This is a genomic window from Lonsdalea quercina subsp. quercina (assembly GCF_000688655.1).
Lineage (GTDB): Bacteria > Pseudomonadota > Gammaproteobacteria > Enterobacterales > Enterobacteriaceae > Lonsdalea > Lonsdalea quercina.
Genome location: NZ_JIBO01000001.1, coordinates 90,928 through 109,404 on the forward strand (window position 1 = coordinate 90,928; position 18,477 = coordinate 109,404).

At 46.8% G+C, this 18,477-nt stretch carries 10 protein-coding genes and 5 pseudogenes; 8 read left to right on the plus strand and 7 right to left on the minus strand.

Annotated features, from left to right (window positions below):
* The first annotated feature begins 8 nt into the window (after positions 1 to 8).
* Entirely contained in the window at positions 9 to 1,337 is a 1,329-nt protein-coding gene (locus RZ35_RS00320) for a hypothetical protein (protein WP_026741507.1), read from the plus strand.
* A 1,149-nt stretch (positions 1,338 to 2,486) separates the two neighbouring features.
* Here RZ35_RS00320 and RZ35_RS00325 read toward each other — a convergent pair.
* Positions 2,487 to 3,419: a hypothetical protein gene (locus RZ35_RS00325; RefSeq protein WP_026741508.1), complete on the minus strand. Its 933-nt coding sequence runs from the start codon at positions 3,417 to 3,419 to the stop codon at positions 2,487 to 2,489.
* Between the two features lie 153 nt (positions 3,420 to 3,572).
* A pseudogene (locus tag RZ35_RS17580) lies at positions 3,573 to 4,669 on the minus strand (IS3 family transposase).
* Positions 4,670 to 4,955: 286 nt separating this feature from the next.
* On the opposite strand from RZ35_RS17580, the gene RZ35_RS17010 reads away from it, so the two are divergent.
* Complete coding sequence (locus tag RZ35_RS17010) at positions 4,956 to 5,183, plus strand: helix-turn-helix domain-containing protein (RefSeq protein ID WP_071999719.1); 228 nt, start codon at positions 4,956 to 4,958, stop codon at positions 5,181 to 5,183.
* A gap of 24 nt (positions 5,184 to 5,207) precedes the next feature.
* Positions 5,208 to 5,966: a hypothetical protein gene (locus RZ35_RS00345; protein WP_026741510.1), complete on the plus strand. Its 759-nt coding sequence runs from the start codon at positions 5,208 to 5,210 to the stop codon at positions 5,964 to 5,966.
* Here the strand turns inward: RZ35_RS00345 and RZ35_RS00350 are convergent.
* Positions 5,952 to 6,845 (minus strand): DNA-methyltransferase, encoded by an 894-nt coding sequence (locus tag RZ35_RS00350; protein ID WP_026741511.1) that lies wholly within the window; start codon positions 6,843 to 6,845, stop codon positions 5,952 to 5,954. The genes RZ35_RS00345 and RZ35_RS00350 overlap by 15 nt on opposite strands.
* A 410-nt stretch (positions 6,846 to 7,255) precedes the next feature.
* On the opposite strand from RZ35_RS00350, the gene RZ35_RS00355 reads away from it, so the two are divergent.
* The 3 genes and pseudogenes from RZ35_RS00355 to RZ35_RS00360 all read left to right on the plus strand — a co-directional run.
* Complete coding sequence (locus RZ35_RS00355; protein ID WP_026741512.1) at positions 7,256 to 8,200, plus strand: ArdC family protein; 945 nt, start codon at positions 7,256 to 7,258, stop codon at positions 8,198 to 8,200.
* 327 nt (positions 8,201 to 8,527) lie between these two features.
* Positions 8,528 to 8,628, plus strand: a pseudogene (locus RZ35_RS17880) (type II toxin-antitoxin system CcdA family antitoxin); the annotation flags it as partial.
* Positions 8,625 to 8,864, plus strand: a pseudogene (locus RZ35_RS00360) (CcdB family protein); the annotation flags it as partial. The pseudogenes RZ35_RS17880 and RZ35_RS00360, both read left to right, overlap by 4 nt.
* 141 nt (positions 8,865 to 9,005) lie before the next feature.
* Here RZ35_RS00360 and RZ35_RS18195 read toward each other — a convergent pair.
* Positions 9,006 to 9,092, minus strand: a pseudogene (locus RZ35_RS18195) (mobilization protein mobC); the annotation flags it as partial.
* Positions 9,093 to 9,654: 562 nt separating this feature from the next.
* Between RZ35_RS18195 and RZ35_RS00365 the strand changes: the two are divergent.
* Together RZ35_RS00365 and mcrC are read left to right on the plus strand one after the other, a co-directional pair.
* Positions 9,655 to 11,610, plus strand: coding sequence for an AAA family ATPase (locus RZ35_RS00365; protein ID WP_026741513.1), 1,956 nt, complete (start codon positions 9,655 to 9,657; stop codon positions 11,608 to 11,610).
* A complete protein-coding gene (gene mcrC, locus RZ35_RS00370; protein WP_071999720.1) occupies positions 11,607 to 12,815 on the plus strand; it encodes a 5-methylcytosine-specific restriction endonuclease system specificity protein McrC in 1,209 nt (402 codons plus the stop codon). The genes RZ35_RS00365 and mcrC overlap by 4 nt, the downstream gene beginning before the upstream one ends.
* 188 nt (positions 12,816 to 13,003) lie before the next feature.
* Here mcrC and RZ35_RS00375 read toward each other — a convergent pair whose 3' ends face one another.
* The 3 genes and pseudogenes from RZ35_RS00375 to mobC all read right to left on the minus strand — a co-directional run bounded on the left by RZ35_RS00375 (position 13,004) and on the right by mobC (position 18,471).
* Positions 13,004 to 15,970: a DEAD/DEAH box helicase gene (locus RZ35_RS00375; RefSeq protein WP_026741514.1), complete on the minus strand. Its 2,967-nt coding sequence runs from the start codon at positions 15,968 to 15,970 to the stop codon at positions 13,004 to 13,006.
* Between the two features lie 244 nt (positions 15,971 to 16,214).
* Positions 16,215 to 17,453: pseudogene (locus RZ35_RS00380) on the minus strand (IS110 family RNA-guided transposase).
* Between the two features lie 271 nt (positions 17,454 to 17,724).
* Complete coding sequence (mobC, locus tag RZ35_RS00385) at positions 17,725 to 18,471, minus strand: MobC family replication-relaxation protein (protein ID WP_026741515.1); 747 nt, start codon at positions 18,469 to 18,471, stop codon at positions 17,725 to 17,727.
* Positions 18,472 to 18,477: the final 6 nt, after the last annotated feature.

The following is an 18,477-nucleotide window of genomic DNA, read 5'->3' on the forward strand; positions in this document are numbered from 1 at the left end:
AGTTTTATATGGTAAATGCAGTAACTGCCCTCCCGGCGCCGAATTTACCGCAGATGACATCAGACAATTCCATAAGCCTTAATGACCTGAATGTTGCGGGCGGCGTATTTGTTCGTATCCAGCAGTATGATGATGCCGCACGCGGTGATTACATTACGGTATTATGGGATAACCTGCCTGTAAAAGAAGTTATCGTAGATGATTTGGCCTCCGATTTCCCTATTGTTGTGGTCATAACGACAGGTCTGGATGTCGGAGTGCATTCTATTAGCTATACCTCCCGCGATGTGGCAGGTAATACAGGAACGTCTTACAAGGTAACTGTTGAAATTATTGACGGAAAGCCAGAGATAAAATATCCAGCGCCTGTTTTCAGTGATGCCGTGAACAGTGTGATTTACCAGAGCAGTATTACAGCCAATGCTGGCACCTATGTTTATGTTGGCCCATACACTGACATTAAGGTAAATGATACAGTGACGCTCTATTGGATGGGCAAGAGCGCGTCAGGGGATATTACAAATGGTGGTGTAGAATCACAAATAATATTGGCTTCGAATATCACTGCGGGAATGACTTTCTTTATTCCTGAAAGTAAACTCGAAGTTCTCAAGGATAAAGGTATTTTATTGGCCAGCTATCAGGTCAGACGTAATGGTGTCATATTGGGAGTATCAGAATTTAGTGAAGCTATACTTGATTTAAGCGGCAGCGTCGATGAACTCAGTATGATCATCTCCACGGGAGCCGTGAATACAGATTATAATGCTGTTCATCTTTATCCATATAACCAGGGCGTCGTAAAAGGCCAGGCCGGGTCAACAGTTGTTTTATCGGCAGTAGGTAATGCTGTTTTCAATGAGTCGGGTTCTAGCACGTATCAGCCCATTCTCAATCAAAATGGTGAAAGCAGCTTTAAGCTTCGTTCATCAGTGCAAAATAATGTAGAAGTTACAGCAGAAGCCTTAAATAACCCTGGTGTCAGCGTTCGTCAAGTGGTTCGTTTTGGGTCTTACACTCAGGGAAATGGTAATATTCAATACCTAAACTATTCTACGGGAGCGCCTGCCAACGGAATCACGCCTTGTTCCATATATCTTAAAACTGCGCAGTCGTCTGGTCTTCGCGCCGAAATAACTCAGGTTAGGGTATCTGTCACTGGTTCTGCCACAATTGATGGTTATTTTACTAATACAGCCGATATTCTGCTCAATTCTGACAAGTCTTGTGAGATCGATATTATAAACAGCATCGCAGAAAACGTTGATGTCGTACTGTCGCTGCCAGAATCATCAGGTTCCATCAATCGACTCACGGTAGCATTCAAATCCTTCTAAATAATAAGAGTATTCTCTACCTTATTGTCAGGTAGCAAGTAGTCTGCATATTGAATCTATCCGGGCCTCCAGACCAGATCTGGAGGCTCTCATTCACATGTATTTTTCCGTTGAACACGTTGTCTTCGATATACCCTCTTCATCAAATATTGTCCAGTTTGGCAGCATTACGCTGCTTCATTGCTATTTGGCGTCATCGAAAGTTACACTGAGTCGATAATCCGCCTGTCATTAAATAAATACGACAAGTGGGAGTAAAACTTAACCGTGAAACGGAGCGATATGGTGGATTATTTTCCACCGCCAGCATTCACGCTTAGCTTATTTTCATTCTTTGTTCACAATAGATTTCTTTTTTATAGTGAGTTAAATCTCATCATTTAATTTTGAACTACAGAACAATATAAGTAGTAATATGCTGTAGAAATACAAATCATAAAACCATACATTGTCTATAAATAACACAATCTCACTATTGACGAATAACGAGCTGAAAGACCACATAATCTGTAATTTAAAACCATCGACTTTTTATTTCGAATGACGCGGCCTATCCAATACACACGTCTATTTCATTAAGAGGTGAACTGTACGTCAGGATGTATTTACGATAAAAAGCACCAATCAAAAATGATGACAAGAGAGAGACTTCGAAACTCCACTTCAATGAGGCTGTCGTTTTCAACTCCGTGAATGAATAGATGAAAGAAAGAATGAAAGAAACGCTGACCCATGATTTGAACACATAGTTGGTTTACTTCCCCAGCAGGTATTTGACCAATGACAGCCAGCTCAATAATTCAGTTTGGGTCAGGATAAAGGCGAGGTCTCGTGCATTAGACTGCGTCGTGATCATTGAACTTAATCGGACTGTTCGCAGAAGCACATTGACCTTAGCACCCTCAATCCGCGATGAGTCGAGGTCAGCAGTTTTACTGCTCAGAAAATGGCATAAAAGCAAAAAGCCCGCTTAAGTTTCCTTAAGCGGGCTTCTCTAATATGGCTCCTCTGACTGGGATCGCCTTTGCCAGTAACTGGCTAATAAATAAGCTAAACAAGAATCTGCTGCCTGTCAAGACCACCAGAATGACCACCAACCGGAGCGGGTTTTACAGAACTGATTTTAGCACTCTGAAGTAGGGGCTTTAATCAGATGCTATCTTTATTCCAGGATATATTTGACTCTTTAATTAAATAATTTCCGGGAATGAAATACAATGGATGTAATGATCCAGTGAATGACCAAAATATAATGTTTTTTTGATCTGCCCATGATATATCGAGATTCTTTTTACCTTTGGTCTTGCTTTCTTTATAACTTCGGTAAAACTGATATGCGAAGTTGTCTTCAAAGTAATCTGAAATACAATATGTTATTTTGCCATTTTGAATCTCTGGGACTTTTTCCTCAGCCAAGGAATTATCCAATAGTATAAAAATATATTGAAATATGTTAAATGAATAATATTTTCCTCCATTTTTTAAGTTGGATTCTTTTGGGAAAGAACAAGCGTGATATGTTTTTTTTAATAATGGAATCACCAATATTTTGAAACTTGAAGGGATTGTTTTATTTTGTAGGTATGATTTCATTTCAGCAATTATTTTCTCTTTAAATTGGCACTGAAATGTTCTTTTGTCATATTCGTGTGCATTCCAGTTAAGTGAGCTTCTCCAAAACATGCTAATGATAAAATAGTAAATGCTATCATTATCAAAATTATTTAAATTAGGAAGTGTTAAGTTTTTATTTGTCTTTGGTAATAAGTGTCTAATTAACTTCACAAAAAGCAACGGGTTTTTTTTATTTATTGGGAGTGCTAAGTTAGGGAATGATGTTTCTCCGTTTTTACTGAAAAGATCTTCACAACATTTACATAGCATGTATTTGGTTATTTGATGATCTCCGATGTTTCTTTTTGTCCAATCGGACTGTATTAGATTCAGTGTATGATTACTGTCTTTTATATCATATATCCGGGAATAAAAAAATGATGGTAAATAATGACTGTCGATCAATTTGGTGTTCTTAGCATCGCAAAGTTTGCAAGTTCCTATAGTGAAATCATTGTTACTGTCCATATTTTTTATCCTTATGATTAATTTTTTTTGATTGTTTATTAATGAGCTTATCGTTTTATATTTCTGTCAAGCTTGAAGCGCACTCATTTTAGCTCATGCTCTTTCTAAATACCCAGTTTTTTGATTTCGTCCCAATATCGGTGCCAGGTTAAATCAGAGATCCGGGGCATTTTTCAGACTTCGAGAAAATTCCGCCGGAGTCTTGCTATTTAATGAGAGATCGGTCTTTTCTGGTTATATTCCTACCGCAAGCATTCGACTTTTTCCTGCGCATCTTCCAGTGGCAGGAACTAGTGAATGTTCAGACACTCGTCCCGAAAACTGCCGTTAAACGACTCTATCAGCGCGTTATCTGTTGGTTTGCCGGGCCGAGAGACGTCCATCGTCACATCATCTCGTACACCCATTGATCCATCGTTTTGGAAATAAATTCGCTGCCGTTATCGGTCTTCAGCCGTCCCGGTACGAGCTTCTGTAACTGCCTTAGACACTCCATCACCGCGACCACATCATCCCCACACAGCCCCTGACCAATCTGGAGCGCCAGACATTCCCGACTAAAATTATCCACTGCAGTTAGCGCCCGGATCCGACGTTCGTTGAACAGATTATCAGCTACGAAGNCCATGCTTCAGCACTGATCTGTTGCACTGAAGGCCAGACGCGCACGTCGGTATCCGGCTGTGACATGCAGGTGGGGACGTTTTGTCCGCAGATTCAGTCCTTCCTGACAATAAATGCGATGTTTTTTATGGGTAATCAACCATCATTCCCGGCGCAGAAGGATATGAATACGCTGAACGCTGTAACGAATACGGGTCTCGGCATTTTCCCTTATCCGCAGTGTGGCGGCCCGGTCATTACGGCAACTGCGGTAGTGATACATCATACGGCTCTGCATCATCAAACGACAGCTACGATGCAGTCCGATACGGTAAACTTCCAACAGGTATGTCACCGCTTCACGCTTTTCACGGGCCTCAGAACTTTTTTCGGATGACATCCTGCAACATCTCCTTGTCCAGACTCAGGTCCGCTACAAGTCGTTTCGGATGGTGGTTATCTTCCTCCAACTGTCACAACCGGCGCAGCTCCGTCACGCCCATGCCACCGAACTTCTTTTTCCAACTGTGAAAGGTGGCTTCTGAAATTCACATCTTTTTTCTGCAGACTTCCTCTACCAGCGTGCCGGTTTCGGCCTGCTTCAGTGCAAACGCAATCTGTTCTTCGGTATGAGGCGTCTTTTTCATGCCGAATGACCTCTTGTTGACGGAGAAGACGGGCCGAAAACTCTACTTTACGCCGGTACTGAACAAAGGGAAGGGAGCAAATAATACTGATCTGTTTCGTCGGAAAGACGCTTCTTCATGGGTGACTTCATGCCTTTGATGAAAAAATTACTAACTTTGGCGGGAATCGATTGAGAGTCGTTCAATCCCTTATATGCATGTTATGTATGCCTTTTGCTACTTATAGTCTGTCGTCTTATAGTCATCATTTTATAATAATCCCAAAATGATCCATTGGGGCCTAAGCATGGTTAGAAAATCGAGTGACACTCTTCGGGCTGTACTTGCTGAGAACATAAAGACTTTCCGTAGACAAAAGGGGCTTTCTCAAGAAGAACTGGCCGAGTTATGTAATTTGCATCGCACATATATTGGTTCAGTAGAGCGCCATGAACGTAATGTCACTCTTAGCACGTTGGAGGTTTTAGCTTCCACGCTAGGCATAACAGTTCCCGAATTACTTACCAAGCATTGAGTAGCGAATAGGTGGATAACTTGGATGTCTATTACAAATAAAGATATTGACGAGATTATCGAAGCTTTTCTGCGTATGACCCCATCGCAGCAGCAATGGGTAAAGTCTGTTATGAATGCGTTTGATAACCAGTATGAATTTGAACGAGCTTCAGATTCTGATGTGGTAACTGATGCTGTTCTTGCTTCATTTGGTGATCGATTGTTGAGCCATCATGCAGGTAGTCGTCAGGCGCTTAGTAAAGATCGATTTGAATTCGCATTTGAGTCGGTACTGAATGCGGCAGGTATTCACGCTCAGTTAGTGAAGAGTCGAACTAATCGAGGGCATGATATTAATATTTGCGGTATACCGGTTAGCTTGAAGACCGAAGCAGCAGCAAATATTAAAGATAATTTAATTCATATAAGTAAGTGGATGGAGTTAGGCCGAGGTAAGTGGGAACTTAATTTATTACTAGACCTATTTCTTGAACATATGCAAAGTTATGATCGCATATTTACACTTCGTCGACTGACAAATGTGGAGACGAATATTCGCTATGAGCTAGTCGAGATTCCCAAAGGACTCCTGCTTGAGGCCGAAACTTGTGAATTGGAGATTTGTACTAAAAGCAAGCAGAACCCCCAGCCAGGTTATGGTTATGTGAGGGATACTGCTGGGAATCTCAAATACGCTCTATATTTTGATGGTGGTACCGAACGTAAGCTCCAGATAAAGCACCTTCGAAAAGATCTCTGCAAGGTGCATGCGCACTGGATTTTTAAGTCAACGCCCATTTAATAATCGCTTATGAGCTAATTGAGCATATTCTTCATTTAGCTCAATTCCGACACAGTTTCTACCAAGCTCATTACACACAACGCCGGTAGTTCCTGAACCGAAAAATGGATCAAGGACCCGGCCATTTTCAGGGGAACCGGCTGCTATGCATAAGCGAACAAGGGCCCTTGGGTAAACAGCAAAATGACTACCTGGGAATGGCTCTGTGTTGATGTTCCATACTGTTCGTCTATTCTTTGATTTTTTCTTAGGATCAACAGCGGGTTCTTTGATTGCGCTCCAATCATAGTAATACTTCTCCGATTTAGAGAACAAGAATACATATTCATGAGCTCGTGTTGGCCGATCCTTAACACTTTCTGGCTGGCAGTTAGGTTTGTTCCAGATAATGTCTGTCCGGAGGTACCAGCCATCAGCCTGAAGGGCGAATGCTAGTTTCCATGGCACACCGATCAAATCTTTGGGTTTTAATCCCTCTGGCGTTGGTGCTCTATAGTTCATTGCACGACCTTTATTTTTTGCATCCGCATCGCGCCATGTACGACCACCAGAGGTGTAACTATCACCAATGTTTAACCAAAGAGTGCCATCGTCAGCAAGAGTGCGCCTTGCTTCGCGAAACAGAGTCACTAGATCTGCTATGTAATTATCAACTGTGGTTTCGGCTCCAATTTGACCTTCGACGCCATAGTCCCTCAACCCCCAATAAGGAGGAGATGTAACAATACAATTGAAATGTCCATCTGGAATCTGTAATAGAAGTTTACGGGCATCACCAACAAGCAATTCGCAATGATTCGTCATTTTTTTCTCTAGTTGGGACTCTAGCTCTGCACTTTCATTATCAAATAAATCAAGTGATTGTGCTGTTTCAGCCATATTCGATGCTCCGCGAGTTTGCGTTGTGTACATAGTCTAGCATTTGCTACTTATAGTATTCATTTTCCTTCGGAAACTGTCAAGTACTGGATTACTAGGCAGGCTATGGGACCAATACCAGCTACAACTGACGAAACGTTACTGTCTATCTATGTCCCAGCTCACCACTATCCAGTCCCTTTCACCACTGCGGTCTAAGGGGCGCTACGCCTGCCTATGCAGGGGCAGATTTTTTCTCCCGTGTGCTTTCCGTTCCCGTATCAGCTTCCGGTTAATCGTTTCCCAACACAACCCGTCCCGCAAGGGTAAATGGCACGCATTCTGCGCCCTTGCAGTACGGAACGATGCCGGGAAAGCGAACCGTCAGGCGATACGAAGACGAAAATCACACCACTGACGGAGAAAAAACCATGACGATTTCCCTGCATACCCAGACTAGCGCCCCTAACACCGCAGCGGCGACCAGCGTATCCCCGCTGGAGCAGTCAGGCTCCTCAAAAACGAAATTTTCCAAAACTAAAACCGATATTTATCAGACTGTCACCAATAGCATCATTACCGCACTGGAAGCTGGTGTAAAACCGTGGTCTTGCCCGTGGCAACGAGTGCCGGGCATGTCTGGGTTGCCTTCCAACTTTGCAACCGGTATCTCGTATAGCGGAATGAATATCATGCTGTTGTGGTGCAGTGCATCAGAACAGGGCTTCGGTGATTCACGCTGGATGACCTACAAACAGGCGCAGGCAGTAGGTGGGCAGGTTCGCAAAGGCGAGCACGGCACGACGGCAATTTTCTATACAACCTTAGAGAAAGAAAACGAAGACGGTGAAATCGACCAGATTCCGATGCTGAAAACCTTCAATGTGTTCAATGTTGAACAAATTGATGACCTTCCACTGACAACTGAAACAGTCAGTCCAGAAGCAACCTTTGACTCGTTGCCGGAGGCTGAAAATCTGTTCCAGAAGAGCGGCGCAAACATCATTGAGAAAGGACAAAACGCCTTTTTCAGGCCCTTAACTGATGAAGTCTGGCTGCCAGAGCGCCATCTGTTTTCAGATGCAGCTAATTTCTATGCTACCGGACTGCATGAGTTGGTTCACTGGAGTGGTGGTAAAAAACGACTTAACCGTGAAATGAAAGGGAAATTTGGCAGTGCAGATTATGCGGAGGAGGAATTAGTGGCGGAGCTGGGAAGTGCTTTTCTGATGGCGGATCTGGGGATCATCGGAGAGGTTCAGCATGAAAGCTATATTGCCTCATGGCTCCAGGCGCTGAAAAACGATAAGCGCTATGTTTTCAAAGCGGCCAGCGCCGCCTCAAAAGCACATCGTTACCTAATGGATAAAATTTGAGTCGGAGATGATAAGCCGCAAAGGAGTGCGGCTTTAACCTTATTGCGGAGCGGCAGAATGACAGAAGTCTCAGGGAGATTAATTTCCCTGCGAATTTTCCGGGTATTCGATGCCCGGAAAATTCGCAGGCTGCGGGGGCGGGCGGCAAAGAGCCCGCTCATCCCGCAAACGGCGTTTGTACATCGGTGATTGCAGTAAACGACGGCTTAGATATGACGACTGACTGTGAAGTTTGCAGGACTGCAACGGTAGCCGGGCCTCTTTTTGGTGTTATGATAAGTGTATTGTGCCGTGTAATGCGCACATGTTTCATGCAGGAGAGAAACCATGACCGCGAAACAACGCAACACGCAGAGCGTGACCATGACGGTGGAGCGTGCCTTACTGGTAAGAGCGCGTGAAGGGGTATTAACCTGAGTGCTTTATTGGACAATTGAATCGTCGGATAGTGATCCCATTGCTCCCTATTGAAAAGTATCCGGCAGGCCGCCGACCGGATCGCCTTGTCCCCGTCGTCATGCTGACGGACGGCAAAGAATACGCCGTAATGACCCACGAACTGGCAAGTATCCCTGTCCAGGCCTTGGGTGCGGTGTTTTGTGATGCTTCGCAGTACCGTACTCAGGTAAAGGCTGCAATAGACTTCCTCATCGACGGGTTCTGACGTTTCTTTCTATTCTGTTAAACAGGCATTGCCTTTAATCGTAGCTGACGGGGGCCTGTTCCAGTTCGTCGATAGTGCGGAACAGAAACATCTGACGTTAAACGGAACCGGAATACCGTTTCTTGCCACGGTTCTGATACTGTCAAACAGCCTAACCAGACCGCTGCTGTTAGCATCCAGAAAATTAGCCCACCATTGCAGCATCAGACGGCGCTGTTCAAGGTGCTTGGTGATTTTACTCTCTGTCCGCTCCGTGCCAAAAGCGGAAGTTGCTAAATCAGTTTATGTTAATCAACGGGGAGCAGGTCAGGCCAAATTCAGTGTGCCACTATAACATTCTTAGCATGATATTGATGCTGGCATTCAGCCTGAAAGAGTTGCTGCCGTGGGCCATTCCGGCCCGGCTTTTGTCATCCCGCACGGCGTGGTATTGCTGATTGGCGTCATCTGTTTAGCGGTGTTTCTGCCCCCGCAGCCCCGCGCACCCGGAGTTTACTGGTTGAGCGAATATCGCTCTGAACGTCGGCAGCAAGGTGGAGGTGGAGCGGATGGCGGATCAGGAGCGTCTGAACGGAACACCGGTAAGCCCACCACGCATGACCGGGGATGGTTTTATGGAGCGGTGATTGCAGATCCAGACGGTAATCGGGTGAGGCTGGTGGGGTGTGATCTCTTGAAAGCCGCATGCCGATCCCTGTATCGGGTAGTTTAAGTTTCCCGAGATTAATCATAATATCTTAAAACTCACACAGATAAGTTATCAATGCCCAACAAGCATAAGGGAGCACCCGTGGACACAGCAGAACATGACGTCAAATTTGCATGGGCTCGTTTTTATGAGGCTTTTGCCAGCGCGTTACTGGCCTGGCGAAACCGGAGAGCCGAATTAGTCAAAGGCATCCATCTGATTGCCGCTGATGTCGACGGGATGTCCCATCTACAGGACAAACCTGCCAAGGGTGAGGCCTTTCCTTTAAAAGACATTTGTCCGTTTACTACCATGGGCTTGTTCAATCGCAACCTGACTGACACCAATCGCAAAATTATTGCCTCCAGGCTGGCGAATTTGTTGGGCGTGAACGAACCGGTTCCTGACTCCTTTGCCGGTATCCCGCTGCTGAATAACCAAAAATCTTGGTTCTTTGGTTATGAAAAGTCGCGCGATCCTGATGACATTGAACGCTTGTGGGAGATGTTCTCACAGGCAATGACGTTTGCGGATAACAAGAATACCACCTCCGCAGACTTCACTTCCGCATATGACATCGCTTCTGCAGTGACGAATGTCGGCTGGAATCTGAGCATGGGGCTGTACTGGGCCCGTCCCAGGTTCTACCCCACTTTAGATAGCCAGTCGCAGTATTACATCCAGAAAGTGTTAAACATTAAGATCCTTAAAAACGGGGCAAAAGGTCGCTGCAGTGGGCAAAACTACCTGAGCATTATGCAGGCGCTTAAAGAGGCCTTTATCCAATCCAACTATCCGGTTCATTCCTTCCCGGAACTCTCTCTGTCAGCGTGGCATACCGATCTTAGCCAGTCTAAAGATGAAGTGGAAAATCGAACGTGGAAAGCCTCTCTACTGAATAAAATTAAGGCATTATGCCTGAAAAAAGAGAGCCCTTATTTCACTGCTTTGGAGCTGAAAGAAAACTACCTGGACGTATTCAAGGCAGAACGCCCTGAGAGCAAAACGGTTACAAACTCAATCTCCTTTTATCTGCAAAAATTACGCGATGATGATGAGTTAAAATTCCTTGGTCGCGGAAATTATGAATACCTGAATTATGAAAAAAACGAATCCCAGACTATAACTGCGGAAACAGTCGAAGAGAGTGCGCCGCCACCAAAACTCACTCACGCGCCTTACGCCATCAGTAATCTGATTCAGGAGGGCTGTTTCCTGGAAAAGGCGAAGATCCAACTCACACTTCAACGCCTGAACGACAAGAAAAACCTGATCCTACAAGGGCCGCCAGGAACCGGTAAAACCTGGCTGGCGCGCCGTCTGGCGTACTGTTTAATGGGAGAACAAGCTCCTGAGCGTATTAGCGCGGTGCAATTTCACCCGAATCTCTCTTACGAAGACTTTATTCGTGGCTGGCGTCCAGGGAAAGAGGGGAGATTAACTCTAGTCGATGGACCTTTTGTGAACGCAATCAGAACTGCGATCAATAATCCTGCCGCGAAATATGTGGTGATTATTGAAGAGATTAACCGTGGCAATCCGGCGCAAATATTCGGTGAAACACTCACGTTGATGGAAGCCGATAAACGCACTCCGACCGAGGCGCTGGCGCTCTCTCACAGTGAAAATCCTGATGAAAAAATCTACATCCCTGAGAATCTGTATATCATCGGCACGATGAATATTGCAGACCGCTCCCTGGCACTACTCGACCTGGCACTGCGCCGCCGTTTCGCATTTATCGATTTAAAGCCAGCGTTTAATGACGCGTGGAAAAAATGGGTAAATCATAAATTCGCAATTGATTTAGATCTGTTAGCCATCATCGAATCTCGACTGACGGCGCTAAACGAGATGCTGGCAAAAGATGTCACCTTAGGGCCGCAGTTTTGTATCGGTCACAGCTATGTCACCCCAGCTACCGGACAGAAAATCAGCGAAGCTCAGGAATGGTATGAACAGGTCGTAGATACAGAGATCTGCCCTTTGCTCGCCGAATACTGGTTTGATGCCCCAAACAAAGTCAACGAAGCCAGAAAAGTGTTATTAGCAGAATGACGACAATCACCAGGAGTGAGCAACATAAAGCGTCACGTATTCCCATGCGAAATCTTTGGTTGCTGATGCTGTACGCTTCAGATCTGTTTCGCCAGTTGGGACGCAGTCATATTGCGGTTGAAGATAACCCGGCAGAAATACCCGACCTGGTGGCGACAATCTTGCTACATGAGATTGCGCTGCGTCGTCGTCGCAATTTAAGCATGGGATACCAAACCTGTCATGCGACCCTGAACAAGGTGAGAGGACATATTGATGTACTGTACACGGTCAGTCATCAGTTGCTGGAGCGGGGTCGGGTCGCCTGCCATTTTCAGAACATGACCCTCGACACCCCGCGAAACCGCTATGTTCGCTGCGCGTTAGAACGTCTGACCCCGATCATAACGAAACCGTCGTTGGCAGCAGATTGCTACGTTATGGCAATATCACTTCGCCGTGAGGGAATAAACGGAGGATATCCTGACAACCACGAACTGCGCTCGGTGTGGCATTTTGGACGCCATGATGCCGCTGATAAACCGATGGTCGATGCCGCACAATTAGCTTTTGAACTGCTAATGCCGACCGAAGATCCAGGGCAACATCTTTTGCCTGCGCCCTCAGATAATCTTTACTGGATGAGAAGACTTTTTGAAAAAGGTATTGCGGGCTTTTATCGTGTAAACCTCGCCAAAACAAACTGGGGGGTCTCTCCTGGGAAAGAGCTGAAATGGGCGTTGAGCGATCAAAGTGCGGGCAGCGCAGAGATTTTTCCGACAATGAAGTCAGACATTATTCTTGAACACAAGATGGCACAGCAGCGCATTATTATCGATACCAAGTTTAATGCGATCCTGACAAAGGGCTGGTATCGGGAACAATCGCTACGCAATAGCTATATTTATCAGTTATATACCTACCTTAGGACACAGGAGAGTAAGGCGGACCCACTTTCGCTCAATGCCAGTGGCCTTCTGCTTCATCCCGCCGTAGGCTATATGCTCAATGAGTATGTTGTCACTCAGGGACATAAGATCCATTTTGCTACGGTAGATATGGCGGTAGATGCCAAAACAATTAAAAGACAATTGCTGGATTTAGCCTATGATTGCGCGGGAGTCGCTGCTGATGGCTTGCCACTTAATAAAGAAGTAGCTGTAATATATATAATTTACTATTGCAGCCACGTAGCTGTTAGGGAAACGTCTGTTTCTCGCTCATAGCTGCCGTGACCTGCTCCCCATAGATGAATACGCGGCTATGATCGTAAAGTATCGATCAGCCGCTAGGAAAATCGCGAACTTCCACTGGCCTCTCACTGCAGATCATGTTGCACACTGTCCGCCCCGTTCCAGTAGCGGACATTAAACCAATAAATAATCTGTCCTCTTTTCCGCTTTGGCGAAAATTCCTACTTACTCACTAACCAATAGGCTCTTGTTGCACCACCCTGCATGGCGTAAGAGATTCCGAATGACATTAGATCTGCGAGATGAGCATCGATTTCAGCATTGCTTATCCCTGGCTGCACTCCCACTACAGTGAACCCAAGTTGAGTTGCACGAGTGCCTTCGAGTATATCCTTGAGTGTCTGCAGATCACCCACTACAAACCTAGACGGCGACTTAAAACGTTGACTCATTCGATCCGCCATATGCGCAAGAAGCACAGATACATCGCAATAGAAAACGGACTTCACTAATTGACCAGCGACTTCGTACACATCATCCACTCGACCCCCGCTGGGAGCGCCTCCTGCTCCTTTACAGTGGTACAACGAGATGTCCACGTCGCCATTGGCCTCCATGGTCACCGCAATATAGTCGGCTGCCTCTCCAGAACGGTGGTCGTAAAACAGTGCGACTACGTTAGGGAGGCCAAGCAGGTACTGTTCGAGATGTTCCTGTACAGTCCTTTTACCCTGCAACTTTGCGCGCTGTTCCCGTGCTTTTTCAGTGTCGTTGTCGATGACAAACTCGACCCTAATTTCGCATTCGTCCCAACCAATGACCTGCGTATCGTCCTTTGTGAGCGAAACTGCCTGTAACTGCGGCGCAAGCATTAAATTCAGCCCTTCAAAGGTAGATTTATCGGAGGCATAGAACATCGGTGGGTGTTCACTCAACCAGTCAGCTAACGGCATCCATAGATCGCTAGCTGATTCGATCTCCAAACCCACATTCTGATCGAGCAATGCCACCATTCGCCCCTGAGGCGAAAATCGCATATTGGCACTCGCTTCCTCTGAGTGAATGCTGAAGAGCAATTGGGCTTCTGAGGGTCTGCAGTCAAAGTCTGCCAGGTCCCATTCAGTGAGGCGGCTATAGAGCGGCCGTTGATCCTCAGGGCGACGAATTCTAATCCTCGGATTTGTCTTGAATCCTGCTCTGGGCCAGGTCCCTGCAATCACTAGGTCTGGTAGCCTCTGCAACGTCGTAGCCGATCGAATAACATCGAGGCGTGTTTCAGAGAAGGGAGTATTGCCAGCAAGCCGACCATCTAATCGAGCGACCCACTGGTAAAACTCTGCTATAGAGAGGCGCTGATTACTCCAAATACGTGAGCTACTGCTAGCTCCGATGGTCTCTTTTTCTCCGCCGCTCGAACCGCTTCCAAAGAAGTGCCCTTGAGCGTATGCCCGGCTATCACCAGCCGTTACTGCACGTTCCGCTGCTGGCCCTGTTAACGTTCTGTATGTTTCGCTTTGTGAATTGAATGTCGTATTTTTTAGTCCAACATTGAAGAATCGGACANCCTCCAAACCTGCTCGCGCACGGCTGGTTTCCTCGTAGCTCAATGACCGATAACTCTGAGGGCAAACCATGTCCATCAGTCCCAAGTAGATCTTTTCTGTTCTTCTGGTAGAGCCGATATAGCAAAGTTGGGAGTCCGCAAAGTATAAGAGCAGAAAAGCATCATGCCGAATGTTCACAAGCACATCGGATGTGGCGAAATTTGGTGGATTTTCGTCGGAGGTCAGGATTAGTGTCAGGGCTCCATCATCTGACGCCCATTGCTTCACTACTCGCAGGTCACGCCCCAGGGTTTCTTTTATCTGAGTGAAGATTGGAGGTGTGGAGCAACGGAACACGCAGACGTGCGCATAGAGCTCTATTGCTAAAGGGGACACTGCATCGTAGTTTGACTCGGCAACTCTCCGCAGCCTGAGCCGCTCAACCATTTCTAACTCAGCAGCATCGCCTGCCATCTCTGCTTGAGCAGCTGCATCTATCATACTCGCAAGATCTACACCCTCCTTCAGAAGAGTGCTAGGCGCCTCCAGAATTCTTGGGAGCGGCGCAATTAATGTTGCCTGGCCGGTTGCCTTATCCACCCTAGCGAAACGCCCAATGAACTGAATTGTCGGTACCAATGAACGATGTGGAGTGTGTAATGCGGCCACCTTCAGTTTCGGAAAGTCGTACCCCTCTCCGAACATATCCACACACACGATCCCCTGCAGCTCCCCACTGACCAAACGCTGCTCGCAGCGATCCTGGGTACGCTTCGTGATCTTACTATCCACTGCTTCAACGTTGACCCCAAGCGCTTGATAGATTGGAACCAAAGCCCTGGCTGCATTGGTCGTTGCTGCCCTCACAAAGAGGCGATGATTATGCCCTGCAGCTAAGTCCTGATTTAGTTGGTTTACAGCCGTCTCTGCAATGATCTGGTCAATGTGATGATCATCGACCGTGTTTTGAATAGGCGCAGCTCGGAAGGCGACGGGATGAAACGCCCCTTCATCTACGGCCTTCATTACTGGGTAGCGGTAGACCAGCTTCCCTGGAATTACTTGGCCATCGCGGCGAAAAGGGGTTGCGGTCAGAAATACGAACCGGGCTTTCGTGTAGTGCTCTAAGTACGCAGCCCATGTATTCGCAGGAGCGTGATGGGCTTCATCAAATACGATCAAATCGAACAAGTCTGGCGAGGCGCCAAGTGCAACCGCTGGTGATGAACTACTTGGCGTCGAAACCACAACATCGTGGCTCTCTAAGACCTGCCAATCTTCCTCAGATTGAGGTCTCCCTTCATGTCGGAGCACCGATGGGTTAGCAAGATCCGCCGGAATAGCACCAATACGCTTTAGGGTAGAAAGTTCCGCAAAGTGCGATGATACCTGCTTGCGTAGAGCATTAGACGGCTCAACAACGAGCACTCGTTTTGACTGAACCAGAAACGGTAGTGCCATCATTACAGATGTCTTACCGTACCCAGTAGGAAGGCAGATTATCGCCGGGTCGGCATAGACCGAGTAATGCGCCATTGCAGCATGCAGGGCACCGAGTTGACCCGCACGAAAGCCTTGGTTGGGCACTAACTTTTGTGCGGCTAGATTCAGAGCACCATTCGAATCCCTGAAAAAATTAGGCATCTTCCCCTCGCTGGCTGACGAAGTTCTAACTTAAAAACTGCTTTTTACTAGAGGTATGGAAGCGTCGCCGTATGCAGTTTCGCGACCTATTACGCCTTACACTAACGCATAGCACGGCATTGTGCCACTTCCTAGCACTCGACAGTTTTGTATACAAGGTTGTTTGCAGTGTTAGGTCTGAGTCAGAGAACCTAGAAAATCCGCTGAGCGCCCGCTTCACGCCCTGAGACATTCGACAAGCTTTTTATGGCCTAAGTAAGGGCGAGTGTCGCTCTTCCAATGCCAGCAAATATTTCGCTTCGTCGTACTGGGTTCTAGTCTTCCAGCAGCGGTAAATGATCCTTATCCATTTAAACGCCAGAGCCCGGATAGCTGATTGATGCGATTTCCCTTTTTCTCGCTGGCTCTGGTAATAAAGTCTGGCCCAGTATGATGAGTTAACCGTCTTGGCAGCCCATTCAACAAAGGTCTGTCTGACGAACTTAGCACATTGCCATCGCCAGTGAACCCAGGATTTCTGGCCACTTCGTTCTGTCACCGGTGCAACACCTGCGTAGTTTTGAATTTCTTCAGCGCTGTTAAACCGGTCACGGTTATCACCAAGTGCAGCAAGCATCCGTGGGCCCATACATGGCCCCATGCCCGGAAGTGATTTGAACAGCCCCGCATCTGGCAATGTGTCAAACAGCGTTTCGATTCGCTCGTCATAGGTTTTGATGATTTCACTCACGACTTTAATTTGTGTCGCCAGTGCTGTTGCCATCAAAGCATTAGCCTCTATAACACTCGGGTCTGTAGTCAATGGGATCGCGTTATCAATACTCGCAACACGTTGCTCGGTAAGGACCATTGCACGGCCACCTTTGGCATTCAGAAAGTTGCGGATTGTGTCGCGCCTGGCACGTTTCAGTTGTTGCAGACTGGGCCACCGTGTAATTAGTTCACACAACAGTAAACTCCCCCGGTGTGAGAACCACTCCAGGGGCTGAGGATAATATTGTTTAAGTGTGTTGATTATCCGATTAACAAAGCGACGTTTATCTTCAACCAACTGACGACGTTGCTCAACCAGTTGCTGAAGTAACCGGATATCTGCATTGTCGGGCTCAATGGCTTTTACCTTTTGGGGATAGCGTAGCATTAACTCTAATGCCAGCTCGGCATCCTGCGGGTCATCTTTAGCGCCGCTGGGCGAGAAAGCTTGCCGGTAACGGGCCAGGGACAAAGCATGGACAGGGAAAACGGTAATAAACGGATATTTTTGAAGAGCATACACCACGGGGCCTTTCTTCAGTTCGAGAGCTATAGCGATCCTGCCCTTCACCTTCTGGTGTAACCCGGTAAGCCAGAGATCAAGCGCTTCAGCTGTATGTTCAATTACATGGAATGCGCGTTCGCCGTTTTTAAACTGAACTCAGACATCGTGTTTTTTATCTGCCCAGTCCAGACCAACATGTGCAGCAAATTGATTAGTCGCAGTCATCACCAACTCCTTTTCATCGGGGATTGGTATGCATTCCACGCTCTTCGAAAGAAATATAGCCAGCAGTTTATCTGCATGCCCTGAGTATTCGTTAGCGAACGTGGAGCACTTACTGGCTCGAAAGAAAAGCGGCGATCATCACATGATTCTCGCTCAATATTCGTAACCAGTAAGCGCATACCCTGAATCACTTCAAAGTGTAATTCTCAGGGTGCGAATGACTATATCTCGCTCTTAGCCGACCATGAGATTTGGCAACGTCAGAGCCAGCTTATGAATATTGCCTCGGCTCCAGTTGTCGCAGCTCGTCGAGAGTATAAATGCGAAAAACGTTCCGATGACGTGCTTCCAGCGGTATGTGCTGATGGTTGATGATGACGTGTTTGATGCTGCCAAACAGCAGTTCAAGCGCCCGTTTTTTCTGTAGGTCCGGTACGATATAAAAGACGTAAATCCAGTTCTTTTGTGTCCGGGCCAGCAAATGGCTGGCGATAATCGCCTGGTAGCGAGCTTTGGTTTTCAGGCGGCGCTCGGTTTCTACTGCGATGACCTGTCCGTCAGGGAGTGTGATGAGTCCATCCGGACGGTGTTTGACCTGATACTGGCTGAGGAACGTTGAGCGATCGCCGTTTACCCATCCGGATGCGCCTTTTTTCTCCAGGATGAGCCTAGCAACCTGATTATCAAGGNGGTGCTCCAGCGTCCAGCCAGTGATTTTTGACGGTTCAAAGCGTGCCGGGAAAATGTCATCGCCCGGCGTTAAAACGATAGCCAGTCCGTCGCTGGTTATGCCCCATAACGACATTTTCATCGTCCGTGATTCAAACACATGCTTGTGTATTAACCCCATTCGTTCAGTTTTTGTCAGCAGCGTATACAGCGATTTGTGATCCCTGAAGCCAAACAGCAGCATCAGCGTTTTAAAGTCGCTGTAGGTTTCTTCCTTCAGGAAATTCAGCAGCCTTTTTATCTTCTCGCTGTTGCGAGCGGTGCGCTCGCTATGCGTTGCGATAAGCATTATGCC